We start from the raw sequence: 13,821 nt of genomic DNA on the forward strand, positions 1-13,821 counted from the left end.
GAGACCCGAATTGCTTTTTGAAAGAACACTGCGAACCGCTGCGCTGGTCACGGCAACGGCGGTCATCACTCTCACCTCCGGCGCAGCACTCGCGCAGAAGAAATACGACACCGGCGCGTCCGATACCGAGATCAAGATCGGCAACATCATGCCGTACAGCGGCCCGGCGTCGGCCTATGGCATCATCGGCAAGACCGAAGAAGCCTATTTCAAGATGATCAACGACAAGGGCGGCATCAACGGCCGCAAGATCACCTTCGTCACCTATGACGACGGCTATTCGCCGCCCAAGGCCGTCGAGCAGGTCCGCAAGCTGGTCGAGAGCGACGAAGTGCTGGCCGTGTTCAACCCGCTCGGCACGCCCTCGAACAGCGCGATCCAGAAGTACCTCAACGCCAAGAAGATCCCGCAGCTGTTCGTCGCCACCGGCGCCACCAAGTGGAACGACGCGAAAAACTTCCCCTGGACCATGGGCTGGCAACCCTCCTACCAGAGCGAAGCGCAGATCTACGCGAAATGGCTGTTGAAGGAAAAGCCGGACGCCAAGATCGCGATCCTCTACCAGAATGACGATTTCGGCAAAGACTACCTCAAGGGCACCAAGGACGGCTTGGGCGCCAAGGGCGCGTCCATGATCATCATGGAAGAGAGCTACGAGGTGTCCGAGCCCTCGATCGACGGTCACATCGTCAAGATCAAGGCTGCCAATCCCGACGTGCTGTTGATCTACACGACGCCGAAATTCGCTGCCCAAACCATCAAGAAGACAGCCGAGCTGAGCTGGAAGCCGCTCCAGATCCTCACCAACGTGTCGATCTCGGTCGGCAGCGTGATGAAGCCGGCCGGCTTCGAGGCTGCGCAGAACGTGCTCTCGGCCGCCTACGCCAAGGACTCGACGGACCCGCAGTGGGCGAACGACCCCGGCATGAAGAAGTGGAACGAGTTCGTCGACAAGTACATGCCGGGTGCCGACAAATCCGACACCAGCATGGTCTATGGCTACGGCGCGGCGTCGACGCTGGCCAAGGTCCTGGAAATGTGCGGCGACGATTTGACCCGGGCCAACATCATGAAGCAGGCGGCCTCATTGAAGGATTTTGCTCCGGACACGCTGCTGCCTGGCGTCAAGATCAACACCAGCGCCACCGACTTCGCCCCGATCGCGCAGCTCCAGATGCAGCGCTTCAAAGGCGAGAAGTGGGAACTCTTCGGCGAGATCATCAGCGGCGACGTCGCCACGGAGTGATACTCTGACGCAATAGTCCAACGCCTCGAGAAGCCCCCGCGAGCAATCGCGGGGGCTTTTTGTTGACGTCGGGCGTCAATCTTGTTCAATGCGGCGCCGATCCAGCCGGGGTGGGAGAGAAATGACTGCTGTTCGATTTCAGGTTGCGGCCCTGTTGGCCGCATTCGTATTGTGCACTGCGATGAGCGGCCCTGCACTGGCGCAGAAAAAATACGACAGCGGCGCTTCCGATACCGAGATCAAGATCGGCAACATCATGCCCTATAGCGGCCCGGCCTCCGCCTACGCGGCGATCGGCAAGGCCGAGGAAGCCTATTTCAACAAGATCAATGCCGAGGGCGGCATCCACGGCCGCAAGATCAAGTTCATCTCCTATGACGACGGTTATTCGCCGCCGAAGACGGTGGAGCAAGCGCGCAAGCTGGTCGAGAGCGACGGGGTGCTGCTGATCTTCGGCTCGCTCGGCACCTCCACCAACGGCGCCATCCGCAAATACATGAACGAGAAGAAGGTGCCGCAATTGTTCGTGGCGAGCGGCGCTTCGAAGTGGAACGATCCCAGGCAGTATCCCTGGACCATGGGTTGGCAGCCGAGCTATGCGAGCGAGGCGCACATCTACGCCAAGTACATCATGAAGGAGAAGCCGGACGGCAAGATCGGCGTGCTCTACCAGAACGACGATTTCGGCAAGGACTATCTGAAGGGGCTGAAGGACGGCCTTGGGCCCAAGGCCTCGATGATCGTGCTGGAGGAAGGCTACGACACGTCCGAACCGGCGATCGACGAGCACGTCGTGAAATTGAAGGCCGCCGGCGCCGACATCCTCATCAGCATCACCACGCCGAAATTTGCCGCCCAGGCGATCAAGAAGGCGGCCGAGATCAACTGGCACCCGGTCCACATCATCTCCAACGTCTCGGCCTCGGTCGGCGGCGTGCTCGAGCCGGCGGGGCTCGAGATCTCGCAAGGCATCCTGTCGGCGAGCTACACCAAGGACGGCTCCGACCCGCAATGGAACGCCGATGATGGCATGAAGAAGTTCTATAACTTCCTCGCGCAATACGCTCCCACGGCCAACAAGCTCGATGCCGGCGTGGTGTTCGGCTATGCCGCCGCGCAGACCATGGTGAAGGTGCTGCAGATGTGCGGCGATGACCTTACCCGCGAAAACATCATGAAGCAGGCCGCCAACCTGAAGGATTTCGAGCCCGATACGCTCTTGCCCGGCATCAAGATCAACACCGCGCCGGACAATTTCGCCCCGATCGAGCAGCTCCAGATGATGCGATTCAAAGGCAAGAAATGGGAGCTGTTCGGCGACATCATCTCAAGCGATCCTGGCCATTGAGGCCGATCAACTCAAAATCGCGCTATTCAAATTAAACAATCAGCGGCGGTCGCGATTTTTTCGCAGCGCACGCGCTCCCGCGGCCGCCTTTGACTACTAAAGAAGCAGCCCCTGCGACGCCGTCGCAGGGGCTTTCTGTTGAAGGCATCAGGTAAATCGTATTGAATTGCGGCCGCGTCACCAAAAACAAGCAACGCAAGAAAAGGAACGCACACACACCAAGAAAATAGGGAGATAGGAATGCCCGCTGTCACCGGAAAACTTGCGGCCGCGTCACTGGCGCTTGCGCTCATTGCGGCCTCGGCCTCCACTGCATCGGCCCAGAAGAAATACGATACCGGCGCGACCGATACCGAGATCAAGGTCGGCAACATCATGCCCTACAGCGGACCGGCCTCCGCCTACGGCATCATCGGGCGGACCGAAGCCGCCTATTTCAAGAAGATCAACGACGAAGGCGGCATCAACGGCCGCAAGATCAACTTCATCTCTTACGACGACGCCTATTCGCCGCCGAAGACGGTGGAGCAGGCGCGCAAGCTGGTCGAGAGCGACGAGGTGCTGCTCATCTTCAACTCGCTTGGCACACCGCCGAACTCGGCGATCCACAAATACATGAACTCGAAGAAGGTGCCGCAGCTCTTCGTCGCGACCGGCGCCACCAAGTGGAACGATCCGCAGAACTTCCCGTGGACGATGGGCTGGCAGCCCAACTACCAGAGCGAGACGCAGATCTACGCGAAGTGGCTGCTCAAGAACAAGCCCGACGCCAAGATCGCCGTGCTGTTCCAGAACGACGATTACGGCAAGGACTATCTCAAGGGCCTGAAGGACGGCCTCGGCGCCAAGGCCGCCTCGATGATCGTCATCGAAGAGAGCTATGAGACTTCGGAGCCGAGCATCGACAACCACATCGTCAAGCTGAAATCGACCGGCGCCGACGTCTTCATGAACATCACGACGCCGAAATTCGCAGCCCAGGCGATCAAGAAGAACGCCGAGATCGGCTGGAAGCCGCTGCACTTCCTCAACAACGTCTCTGCCTCCGTCGGCAGCGTGATGAAGCCTGCCGGCTTCGAGAACGGCCAGGATATTATCTCGGCCGATTATCTGAAGGACGTGTCGGATCCCGAATGGGCCAACGATCCCGGCATGAAGGACTTTCTTGCGTTCATGACCAAATACTTCCCCGACGGCGACAAGCTCGATAAGGGCACCATCGTCGGCTATGCCGTGGCACAGACGCTGGTCCACGTCTTGAAGCAGTGCGGTGATAATCTCACGCGCGAGAACATCATGAAGCAGGCCGCTGGCATGAAGAACTTCCGCACGGAGGCGCTGCTGCCGGGAATCCAGATCAACACGTCCCCGACCGACTTTGCGCCGATCAGCCAGCTCCGGCTCGAGAAGTTCAAGGGCGACAAGTGGGAGCTGTTCGGCGACGTGATCAGCGCCGACGTCGGCGGCTAGCCCCGACACGACAACATGCCCCCTGCGAACTCTCGCAGGGGGTTTTTGCTTGCACGCCGATTATGATCACGCGATTGCACAATCGAATGACGACAAAGCCCGCTTACGCTTTCGCGCCTGATGCGGTAGGCAGGTGAACGGCGCGTTTGCCGCCAGTCTTTCCTGTCCGCTCAAGGCCTTTCGTCATGACCGACCGACGCCCCCTGCTCCGCGCGCTCTACGACGCCGCCGTTGCCGCCGCCCATCCCAACACGGTGCTGGCGCCTCACTTGCGGCCCGCACCGAGGGGACGCGTGATCTGCCTCGCCGCCGGCAAGGGCGCGGCCGCGATGGCCGCGGCGGCAGAGCGGCATTATCTCGACACGCTCGGGCTCGCACCGGAGCGCCTCGTCGGCATCGCCACCACGCGCCACGGCTACGGCGTGCCGACCCGCCGCATCCGCGTGGTCGAGGCCGGCCATCCCGTGCCTGACGAGGCCGGCCTGAAGGGCGCGGCCGATACCCTCGCGCTCGCAGGCGAGGCCGGACCCGATGACTTTCTCCTGGTGCTGCTCACCGGCGGCGGCTCGGCGAACTGGATCGCGCCTGTCGACGGCATCAGCTTCGCGCAGAAGCAGGCCGTCAACAAGGCGCTGCTCCGCTCGGGCGCGCCGATCGGCGAGATGAATATCGTGCGCAAGCACCTGTCGCGGATCAAGGGCGGGCGGCTGGCGCGCGCCGGCAAAGATGCCGCCGAGATCGTCACGCTCGCGATCTCCGACGTGCCGCATGACGAGCCCTCCGCGATCGCCTCCGGCCCCACCGTGCCCGATCCGACCACGCTCGCCGATGCGCGCGCGATCGTGACCAAGTACAAGCTCGACATCGACGATGCCGTCCGCCGCGCGCTGGACGCCCCCGCCAACGAGAGCTGCAAACCGGGTGACGCCGCCTTCGCACGCGCGCATTTCGAATTGATCGCACGTCCGAAGCAATCGCTCGATGCCGCGGTGAAACTCGCGCACGAGGCAGATTACGAGACCATCGATCTCGGCGCCGATCTGGAAGGTGAGGCCCGCGAGGTTGCCGCCGATCACGCCAGGCTGGCGCTTCAGGCCCGCGCGCAAGGCAAGCGCGTCGCGATCCTCTCCGGCGGCGAGCTCACGGTCACCGTGCGCGGCCAGGGGCGCGGCGGCCCGAACCAGGAATACGCGCTGGCGCTCGCCGACCTGTTGAAGGACACGCCAAACATCTCCGCGCTCGCCGGCGACACCGACGGCGCCGATGGCGGTGCCGGCAATTCCACCGATCCCGCCGGCGCGCTGATCGACGCGGCGACGTTCGCGAAGATGAAGGCGCAGGGGCTGCAGCCGCAGGCGTATCTCGCCAGCAACGACGCGACGACGTTCTTCGAGGCGACGGGTGACCTGTTGCTGCCGGGGCCCACGCTGACCAACGTGAACGATATAAGGGTGATCCTGGTCGACTGAGGCGCCTGCCCCAATCACGGTGTCATTCCCCGCGAAGGCAGGGAATCCAGTACGCCGCGGCTTCTCCATCACCCACTACTGCCTCTGGAATACTGGAGCGCCCGCCTTCGCGGGCGATGACAGCTGAGCCGACCGCCCCGTTAAAACTCGTTGGCGATCTTCGAGAGCATCCCGAGCAGCGCTTCGCGGTTGGAGGGGCCGAGCAGCTCGTTCAGCCGGGCCTCGTGCTTGGTGGCGACGAGCTTCTTGGCGCGGGCCAGCACCGCCTTGCCCTTGTCGGTCAGCACCAGGATGTGCGAGCGGCGGTCGTTGGTGGAGCGGATCCGCGCGCAAAGATCGCGGCTCTCGAGATTGTCGAGCATGGCGACGAAATTCGGGCGCAGGATGCCGAGGGTGGAGGCGATCTCGGTCTGGTTACGGCCCGGATTTTTCTCGACCAGCAGCAGAACGGAGAACTGCGCGGGCGTGAGCTGAAGCGAGGCCATGCAGCGCAGGAAGTTCTCGAACACCTTGAGCTGCGCCCGCTTCAGCACATAGCCGAGCTGCTCCGAGAGCTCGCCGAGCTGGAGGGCTTCGCCGGGCCCCTGACCTTGCACCTCGGCCGCGTCTTTGCGGACCTTGGCCGGATCGGCGGGCTTTTCAGAAGACTTTTCGGAGGTTTTCGAAACGGTCATCGCCTCATGCTCGTAATCCCGCTAAGTTCGGGAGGGTCGTCCCGCCACCCTTGAAGTTATATTTGATAATTGTTATGGACCATATCAAATATCGTCAGCGTTTTTCAATGGCTGTGAGCGGACCGTCCACGACTATCAGGGGACCGGTCCTTAATCTTTGAGGGGGAGCGTCCGGTCTTGAATACCACCATCATGCTGTTCCTGCTGCAGGACGGCATCACCAACGGCGCAATCTACGCGTTGCTCGGCCTCGCGCTGGTGCTGGTGTTCGCCGTCACCCGCGTGATCCTCATCCCACAAGGCGAATTCGTCACCTATGGTGCGCTGACCTATGCCTCGCTGGCTGCGGGCCAGATGCCGGGTACGGCGAAACTCGCGCTCGCCCTGGGCATCGGCGCCTTCGCGTTCGACCTGTTCGCCGCGCGCAAGGCGCTGCACGGACGCATGGTCCTGCGCAGCGCCCTCACCAACATCGTGCTGCCGGCCATCGTGCTGGCGCTGACTGTCTACTACGCCGCTCAGAAGCCTCCGGTTGCGGTCTGCATCGCGCTGTCGCTGGTGATCGTGGCGATGATCGGCCTGTTTCTCTACCGCATCGCATTCCAACCGCTGGCGCACACCTCCGTGCTGGTGCTGCTGATCGCCTCGGTGGGCGTCCACCTCGCGCTTCAGGGATTGGGCCTTTTGTTCTTCGGCGCCGAGGGCCAGCGCGGACCTGCCGTACTGTCCGGCTCTTTCACCGCCGGCGCGCTGCGCTTCACCGGCCAGAGCATCACGGTCTACGGCATCACCATCGCCTTCATCGTCGGGCTGTGGCTGTTCTTCGGGCTGACACTTTACGGCAAAGCGCTGCGCGCGACCGCCGTGAACCGGCTGGGTGCCCGGCTCGTCGGCATCCGCACGACGCTGTCCGGGCAGATCGCCTTCCTGCTGGCGTCCGTCATCGGCGCATTGTCGGGCATCATGATCGTGCCGATCACGACGCTCTATTACGACTCGGGCTTCCTGATCGGCCTGAAGGGCTTTGTCGCCGCGATCATCGGCGGTCTCGTCAGCTATCCCCTCACCGCCGTCGCAGCGCTGTTCGTCGGCATCGTCGAGGCGTTCTCGTCCTTCTATGCCTCCAACTACAAGGAGGTGATTGTTTTCATGCTCTTGATCCCCGTGCTGCTGCTGCGCTCGCTCGCTGCCCCCGCGGTCGAGGAAGAGAAGGACTGACGCCAAGATGCAGAGCCGGCTCCCCATCCTCATCTTCGCGCTTCTCATGGCGGCGATCCCGTTCGTTCCGGGCATGCCCCCGTTCTGGATCGTGCTGCTCGACAATATCGGCCTCACCGCCCTCGTCGCGATGGGCCTCGTGCTGCTGACCGGCGTCGGCGGCCTGACCTCGTTTGGACAAGCGGCCTTCGTCGGCTTCGGCGCCTACACCACCGCGGTGCTGTCGACGGCCTACGGGATGTCGCCCTGGCTGACGCTGCCGCTGTCGCTGCTGGTCAGCGGCTTACTGGCGGTGCTGCTCGGCCTCGTCACAGTCCGTCTCTCCGGCCACTATCTGCCGCTCGGCACGCTCGCCTGGGGACTCGGCTTGTTCTATCTCTTCAGCAAGCTGGAATTTTTAGGAAGGAACGACGGCATCTCGGCGATCCCGCCGCTGTCGATCGGCTCGTTCAAGATGCTCTCGCCCGGCTCGATCTATTACGCGATCTGGGTGGCCGTGATCGTCTCGGCGCTGCTCACGATGAACCTGCTGGACTCCCGCACCGGCCGCGCCATCCGCGCGCTCCGGCGCGGCCATGTCGCGGCCGAAGCATTCGGCGTGCACACGCCGCGGGCCAAGATGCTGGTGTTCATCCATGCCGCCGTGCTCGCCGGCCTCTCCGGCTGGCTCTACGCTCATCTTCAGCGCGCGGTGAACCCCACGCCGTTCGGCGCGCAGGCCGGCATCGAATATCTCTTCATCGCCGTGGTCGGCGGCGCCGGTTATGTCTGGGGCGGCGTCCTCGGCGCGGCGCTCGTCGTGGTCCTGAAAGAAGTGCTCCAGAGCTACCTGCCGCTGATCCTGCCGGGCTCCGGCCAGGTCGAAACCATCGTGTTCGGCATTATGCTGGTGGCGCTGCTCCAGCTCGCACCCGGCGGCGTCTGGCCCTGGCTGATGTCGTTCCTGCCCGAGCGCACCCGTGGCAAAAAGCCGGACACCTCCCTGAAACTGGCGCAGCGCGCCCGTTCGCCCGGCCAATCCGGCGTCCTGCTCCAGGTCGAGAAGGCGCGAAAGCAATTCGGCGGCGTGGTCGCGGTAAATAGCGTCTCCTTCGACGTCCAGGCCCGCGAGATCGTTGCGCTGATCGGCCCGAACGGCGCCGGCAAGAGCACGACGTTCAACCTGATCACCGGCGTGCTGTCGGCCACCTCGGGCTCGATCTCCGTGCTCGGCAACAAGGTCGACAAGGCGCCGCCGCAGGAGATCGTCAAGCTCGGCATCTCCCGCACCTTCCAGCACGTCAAGCTGGTGCCTGACATGACCGTGCTGGAGAACGTCGCGATCGGCGCGCATCTGCGCGGCCATTCCGGGCCGATCTCCTCGATGCTGCGGCTGGACCGTGCCGACGAGGCCAAGCTGCTCGCGGAAGCCGCCCGCCAGATCGAGCGCGTCGGACTTGGCGAGCAGATGCATCAGCTCGCAGGCGCGCTTTCGCTGGGACAGCAACGGATCGTCGAGATCGCCCGTGCGCTGTGCGTCGATCCGATGCTGCTGCTGCTCGACGAGCCGGCCGCCGGCCTGCGCCACATGGAGAAGCAGCGGCTCGCGACGCTGCTGCGGGAGCTGCGCGACGGCGGCATGAGCGTGCTGCTTGTCGAGCACGACATGGGCTTCGTCATGAACCTCGCCGACCGCATCGTGGTGCTCGATTTCGGCACCAAGATCGCGGAAGGAACGCCGGCCACGATCAAGACCAATCCCGAAGTGATCAAGGCCTATCTCGGAGTGGCGGCATGAGTGCGCTGTTGTCCGTCACCGACGCCCATGTGTCCTATGGCAAGGTCGAGGCGGTGCGTTCGGTCTCGCTCGAGGTCGGCCAAAACCAGATCGTCACCATCGTCGGCGCCAACGGCGCTGGCAAGACCACGCTGCTCTCGGCCATCATGGGCGTTTTTCCGCTGAAGGGCCGCGTCGCCTTTGCCGGCCAGGACCTCTCCCGGCTCGACATCGAGGACCGCGTCGCGATGGGGCTCGGTCTCGTTCCCGAGCACCGCGAACTGTTCGTGACCATGAATGTCGAGGACAATCTCGAACTCGGCGCCTTCAGGATCGAGAGAAGCAAGGCGAAAGCCTCGATGGAGCGGGTCTACACGCTGTTTCCGCGGCTGAAAGAGCGACGCAAGCAGTTCGCCGGCACGCTCTCCGGCGGCGAGCAGCAGATGCTCGCGATGGGCCGCGCGCTGATGGGCGAGCCCAAGCTCTTGATGCTGGACGAGCCGAGCCTCGGCCTCGCTCCGATCATCGTCGCCGACATTTTCCGCATCGTCACCGAATTGCGAGCCGCCGGCGTTTCCGTGCTGCTGGTCGAGCAGAACGCGCAGGCCGCATTGAAGATCGCGGATCAGGCCTACGTGATGGAGCTCGGCGAATTCGTGCTCAGCGGCAAGGCCGGCGACATCGCGGCGAACGAGCGGGTCGCGGCGAGCTATCTCGGCTTCCAGCACGAAGGCGCGAATGGGTTGTAGGTTCTCTTCCTTCTCCCCGATCTTACGTTGGGAGTGAGGGGCTGCTTCCACGCAGTTGGTGGTGGAGCGACCTACACCGCCTCCTCCTTTCCGTCATTGCGAGCGCAGCGAAGCAATCCAGAATCCCTCCGCAGCGGCAGTCTGGATTGCTTCGCTACGCTCGCAATGACGATGTGGATGGAGCGAATGCGACGCCAAGTGCGTCGGTTGAAGGCCCCTTATCTGCGCGCGGAGAGAGGCGAAGACTCTCGCTCAACTTGCCGCCGTTCCCCCCTTCAACGCCGCCACCTCCGCCTCCAACTCCGCGATCCTTGCATCCCTTGCCGCCAGCGCAGCCGCAACATCGCCGGCGTCGAACTTCTGCGGGATGTGCTGCGGGCAGTTCGTGTCCCACGCTTCGATCTTGAACAGGATCACCTGCTCCGGCCGCGCGCGATAGCCTTTCGGCATCAGGGACTGCGTCAGCGCGGCGTCGTCCTCGACCACGCGCGCCTCACCCCAGATCTTCACCCGGCGGCGATGGGCGTAGTCCATCACAAAGATGTAGGCCCTGGGATTTTCGGACAGGTTTCCCTGCGTGATGTACTGCCGATTGCCGGCGTAGTCGGCGAACGCGAGCGTCTGCTTGTCCAGCACCTTCAAAAAGCCCTTCGGGCCGCCGCGGTGCTGAATGTAGGGCTGGCCATCGGCCGAGGCAGTGGCGAAATAAAAGCTGTTGGCGTCAGCGATGAACGCCGCGAGGTTCTCGTCGACCTCGGTGCGCCAGCCGCGCTGCTCGGCATGAGCATAGCCTTCGCGTGATCCTTTTCGGGTCTGGATCGATTTCACCGCCGGCGTGAATGCCACGTCGCTGGCGTAGGTGTGAGTTGCCGTCATCGGAACATCTCCTGAAATCCCGGCGCATCTCTGCGTCTTCGGGACCTAAAATGGACCTTCCGGCTGCCAAAACAATCTATCCGCTTGACACTTAATCGTTGCAATATATGCAATAATGAGATGGACCGCCTTGAAGCCATGCATGTCTTTGTCACCGTCGCCGATTTGCGCGGCTTTGCGCCGGCGGCACGAAAACTGCGGCTGTCGCCCTCGGCGGTGACGCGGCTGATCGCGGCGCTGGAGGAACATCTCGGCGCGCGGCTGCTGCAGCGGACCACCCGGCAGGTGGGGCTGACCGACGTCGGCACGCGCTATCTGGAGCGCGCGCGTCGCATCCTCGCCGACGTCGAGGAGGCCGACGGCTCGGCGCGGGAGGAGCGCAACCGGCCGAGTGGACGTCTGGTGGTGTCGGCTCCGGTCGGCTTCGGCCGTCTCCATGTCGGGTCTGTCATGACCGCCTACCTCAAGCGTTATCCCGAGGTCACCTGCGAATTGCGGCTGTCGGACAACCTCGTCAATCTCGTGGAAGATGCCGTCGACGTCGCGGTGCGGATCGGCCATCTCGCCGACTCCTCACTGGTCGCGCGCCAGGTCGGCGAGATGCGGCGGATCGTGGTGGCGACTCCGGGCTACCTGAAGCGCCATGGCGAGCCGAAGACGCCGGAGGCACTGCTCACGCACCAGACCATCGCGTTCGGTCCATCCGCCAGCTGGCGCTTCGTACTGGACGGCCGCGACATCGAGGTGACGCCGGAGCCGTGCTTCGCCAGCAACAGCGCCGACGCCGCCCTGCAATATGCGGAGGCCGGCGGTGGCGTGACGCGGGTGCTGGCTTATCAGGCCGCAGAGGGGCTGAAGCGCGGGCGGCTAAAGATCGTGCTGGCGAAATACGAGCAGCCGGCGCTACCGATCCACATCGTCTATCCGACCTCGCGCCTGCTCTCGGCCAAGGTGCGCGCATTCGTCGATCTCGTGGTGGAGACCACGGAGTGGAGATTTGGGTGATTTTCGTGCCCCGGACGCGCTGCAACGCATAGCGTTGCTGCGCAGAGCCGGGGCCCAGAAGGCTATGGGTCCCGGCTCTGCGCAGCGGCACTTCGCGCCGCACCGCGTCCGGGACAAGGGAATTCACCCCTTCTTCGGCACCACGCGAAAGGTGCCGCTGGCACGCGCGATCACGGCGTCGTCGGCCTTCGCGAGGCACTGCGCGAAACAGATCGTGCTGCCGGTCTTGATCGCCTCACCCTCGACCGCGAGCCATTGACCGATTTCGCCGGCACCGACGTAGTCGACCGACAGCGAGATGGTGACGAGCGACGTTGTCCAGCCCGTCGCCTGCGCGCAGCTGTAACCCATGGCGGCATCGGCCAGCGCCGCAATCAATCCGCCATGGATCAACCCGCGCGCGTTGGTGTGCGGTGTCGCCAGCCGCAATCCCACGGTGACGCCCTTATCGGTCTTTCTGGAATAAAGCGGCTCCCACGGGTCGGTGAGGGGCGCTTTTCGGAAATGCGGCTCGAAGCCGGCGGGAATGTCGGTGCTGGTCATGTCTGGCTCGCGTCGTTGGCTGCCGCCATTGAACGCGATGTGGATGCCAGTTTCACCGCCTACAAAGTTTTAAACGGAATTTGCGCGAGTGTTTGAAACGAGCGGCACTGTCGCCCCACAACCACTGTCATCACCCGCGAAAGCGGGTGACCCAGTATTCCAGAGGCGGTGACGTGATACGGACGGGCCGCGGCGTACTGGATGCCCCGCCTTCGCGGGGCATGACAGCTATTTTCAAAACGGCAGCCCCACGTAATTCTCCGACAGCGAGGTCATCGCGGCCTGCGACTGCGTGACGTAGTCGAGCTCGGCGAGCTGGATGCGGGCGCCGATGGTGCCGGTGTCGGGGAATTTGTGCAGCATCGAGGTCATCCACCAGGAGAACCGCACGGCCTTCCAGACCCGCGCCAGCGCCTTGGCGGAATAGGCGTCGATCCCGGCGCTGGATTTCTCGTCGTAGAATTCGCGAAGCGCGCTTGACAGATAATGGGCGTCGCTGGCCGCGAGGTTCAGTCCCTTGGCCCCGGTCGGCGGCACGATATGGGCGGCGTCACCGCACAGGAACATCCTGCCGAAGCGCATCGGCTCGGCCACGAAGCTGCGCAAGGGCGCAATGCTCTTCTCGATCGAGGGTCCTGTGACAAGGCTGTCCGCGGCCTCCTGGTCGAGCCGGCTCTTGAGCTCGTCCCAGAAGCGGTGGTCGGGCCATTGGTCGACATGGTCGTCGAGCGCGCATTGCACATAGTAACGGCTGCGTTTGGCCGAACGCATGGTGCACAGCGCAAAGCCGCGGGCGTGGTTCGAATAGATCAGCTCGTGGCTGACCGGCGGGGTATCGGAGAGGATGCCGAGCCAGCCGAATGGATAGATCCGTTCGAACTCCTCGATCGCCGAGGCCGGAACGCTGGCGCGGCTGACGCCGTGAAAGCCGTCGCAGCCGGCGATGAAGTCGCAATCGATGGTGTGGGTGACGCCATCCTTGACGTAGGTCACGCGCGGGCGACCGCCGTCGAAATCATGCGGCTGCACGTCCTTGACCTCGTAGACCGAGGTGAGACCGGCGGCCTTGCGCGCATTCATCAGGTCGAGCGTGACCTCGGTCTGGCCGTAGATCATGACCGTCTTGCCGGTCGCGGCCTTCATGTCGATACGGTGTCGGCGGCCGGAAAAGGCCAGCTCGATCCCTTCATGCAGCAGACCTTCGGCATGCGCCCGCGCGCCGGCGCCGATCTGGTCGAGCAGCGCGACGGTTCCCTCCTCCAGGAGGCCGGCGCGGATGCGGCCGAGCACATAGTCCGGGCTCTGGCGCTCCAGGATGACGTTGTCGATGCCGTAACCGTGCAGAAGTTGCCCAAGCAACAATCCAGCCGGCCCTGCCCCGATGATTGCGACTTTTGTCCGCAATACTTGCTCCTCCCGATCCTGTAGGTTTTCGTCGCGGCTCGCTTGTCGCAGCCGTCCGCGCAC

Annotated in this window: 12 protein-coding genes; 8 read left to right on the plus strand and 4 right to left on the minus strand. The window is 63.6% G+C overall.

All coding sequences use genetic code 11. From position 1 onward, the window contains the following. Positions 1-10 precede the first annotated feature (10 nt). The 4 genes from ABIB06_RS06065 (at position 11) to ABIB06_RS06080 (ending at position 5,533) form a co-directional block, all read left to right on the plus strand. The gene (locus ABIB06_RS06065) at positions 11-1,246 is read left to right on the plus strand and encodes an ABC transporter substrate-binding protein (protein WP_247343932.1); all 1,236 of its coding nucleotides are present in this window, start codon (positions 11-13) and stop codon (positions 1,244-1,246) included. 121 nt (positions 1,247-1,367) lie between these two features. Then, positions 1,368-2,594, plus strand: coding sequence for an ABC transporter substrate-binding protein (locus ABIB06_RS06070; protein ID WP_354044617.1), 1,227 nt, complete (start codon positions 1,368-1,370; stop codon positions 2,592-2,594). Positions 2,595-2,834: 240 nt separating this feature from the next. Next, positions 2,835-4,064 carry an ABC transporter substrate-binding protein gene (locus ABIB06_RS06075; RefSeq protein WP_247343937.1) on the plus strand — a complete coding sequence of 410 codons (1,230 nt, stop codon included), beginning with the start codon at positions 2,835-2,837 and terminating at the stop codon, positions 4,062-4,064. Between the two features lie 185 nt (positions 4,065-4,249). Then, positions 4,250-5,533, plus strand: a complete 1,284-nt coding sequence (locus ABIB06_RS06080; protein ID WP_354044616.1) for a glycerate kinase type-2 family protein — start codon at positions 4,250-4,252, stop codon at positions 5,531-5,533. A 140-nt stretch (positions 5,534-5,673) separates the two neighbouring features. Here ABIB06_RS06080 and ABIB06_RS06085 read toward each other — a convergent pair whose 3' ends face one another. Further along, the gene (locus ABIB06_RS06085) at positions 5,674-6,207 is read right to left on the minus strand and encodes a MarR family winged helix-turn-helix transcriptional regulator (protein ID WP_247343942.1); all 534 of its coding nucleotides are present in this window, start codon (positions 6,205-6,207) and stop codon (positions 5,674-5,676) included. A gap of 177 nt (positions 6,208-6,384) precedes the next feature. On the opposite strand from ABIB06_RS06085, the gene ABIB06_RS06090 reads away from it, so the two are divergent. Genes ABIB06_RS06090 through ABIB06_RS06100 form a run of 3 tightly spaced genes read left to right on the plus strand, consistent with a single transcriptional unit; the run spans position 6,385 to position 9,930 of the window. Beyond that, a complete protein-coding gene (locus tag ABIB06_RS06090) occupies positions 6,385-7,425 on the plus strand; it encodes a branched-chain amino acid ABC transporter permease (RefSeq protein WP_354044615.1) in 1,041 nt (346 codons plus the stop codon). A 7-nt stretch (positions 7,426-7,432) separates the two neighbouring features. Continuing rightward, positions 7,433-9,202 carry a branched-chain amino acid ABC transporter ATP-binding protein/permease gene (locus ABIB06_RS06095; RefSeq protein ID WP_247441740.1) on the plus strand — a complete coding sequence of 590 codons (1,770 nt, stop codon included), beginning with the start codon at positions 7,433-7,435 and terminating at the stop codon, positions 9,200-9,202. Further along, a complete protein-coding gene (locus ABIB06_RS06100; protein ID WP_354044614.1) occupies positions 9,199-9,930 on the plus strand; it encodes an ABC transporter ATP-binding protein in 732 nt (243 codons plus the stop codon). The genes ABIB06_RS06095 and ABIB06_RS06100 overlap by 4 nt, the downstream gene beginning before the upstream one ends. A gap of 252 nt (positions 9,931-10,182) precedes the next feature. Here ABIB06_RS06100 and ABIB06_RS06105 read toward each other — a convergent pair whose 3' ends face one another. Continuing rightward, a complete protein-coding gene (locus ABIB06_RS06105; RefSeq protein ID WP_354044613.1) occupies positions 10,183-10,806 on the minus strand; it encodes a pyridoxamine 5'-phosphate oxidase family protein in 624 nt (207 codons plus the stop codon). Positions 10,807-10,926: 120 nt separating this feature from the next. On the opposite strand from ABIB06_RS06105, the gene ABIB06_RS06110 reads away from it, so the two are divergent. After that, positions 10,927-11,811: a LysR family transcriptional regulator gene (locus tag ABIB06_RS06110; RefSeq protein WP_354044612.1), complete on the plus strand. Its 885-nt coding sequence runs from the start codon at positions 10,927-10,929 to the stop codon at positions 11,809-11,811. A gap of 123 nt (positions 11,812-11,934) precedes the next feature. Here ABIB06_RS06110 and ABIB06_RS06115 read toward each other — a convergent pair whose 3' ends face one another. Next, positions 11,935-12,354 (minus strand): PaaI family thioesterase, encoded by a 420-nt coding sequence (locus ABIB06_RS06115; protein ID WP_354044611.1) that lies wholly within the window; start codon positions 12,352-12,354, stop codon positions 11,935-11,937. Between the two features lie 234 nt (positions 12,355-12,588). Next, positions 12,589-13,758 (minus strand): 4-hydroxybenzoate 3-monooxygenase, encoded by a 1,170-nt coding sequence (gene pobA, locus ABIB06_RS06120; RefSeq protein ID WP_354044610.1) that lies wholly within the window; start codon positions 13,756-13,758, stop codon positions 12,589-12,591. Positions 13,759-13,821: the final 63 nt, after the last annotated feature.

It is taken from the genome of Bradyrhizobium sp. LB8.2 (assembly GCF_040548035.1).
In the GTDB taxonomy this organism is placed as follows: domain Bacteria; phylum Pseudomonadota; class Alphaproteobacteria; order Rhizobiales; family Xanthobacteraceae; genus Bradyrhizobium.

Excerpts from the sequence above, each read along its gene's own strand:
- ABIB06_RS06070 (WP_354044617.1), top strand. The coding sequence starts at position 1,368 with ATGACTGCTGTTCGATTTCAGGTTGCGGCCCTGTTGGCCGCATTCGTA.
- ABIB06_RS06075 (WP_247343937.1), top strand. The coding sequence starts at position 2,835 with ATGCCCGCTGTCACCGGAAAACTTGCGGCCGCGTCACTGGCGCTTGCG.
- ABIB06_RS06080 (WP_354044616.1), top strand. The coding sequence starts at position 4,250 with ATGACCGACCGACGCCCCCTGCTCCGCGCGCTCTACGACGCCGCCGTT.
- ABIB06_RS06085 (WP_247343942.1), bottom strand. The coding sequence starts at position 6,207 with ATGACCGTTTCGAAAACCTCCGAAAAGTCTTCTGAAAAGCCCGCCGAT.
- ABIB06_RS06095 (WP_247441740.1), top strand. The coding sequence starts at position 7,433 with ATGCAGAGCCGGCTCCCCATCCTCATCTTCGCGCTTCTCATGGCGGCG.
- ABIB06_RS06100 (WP_354044614.1), top strand. The coding sequence starts at position 9,199 with ATGAGTGCGCTGTTGTCCGTCACCGACGCCCATGTGTCCTATGGCAAG.
- ABIB06_RS06105 (WP_354044613.1), bottom strand. The coding sequence starts at position 10,806 with ATGACGGCAACTCACACCTACGCCAGCGACGTGGCATTCACGCCGGCG.
- ABIB06_RS06110 (WP_354044612.1), top strand. The coding sequence starts at position 10,927 with ATGGACCGCCTTGAAGCCATGCATGTCTTTGTCACCGTCGCCGATTTG.
- ABIB06_RS06115 (WP_354044611.1), bottom strand. The coding sequence starts at position 12,354 with ATGACCAGCACCGACATTCCCGCCGGCTTCGAGCCGCATTTCCGAAAA.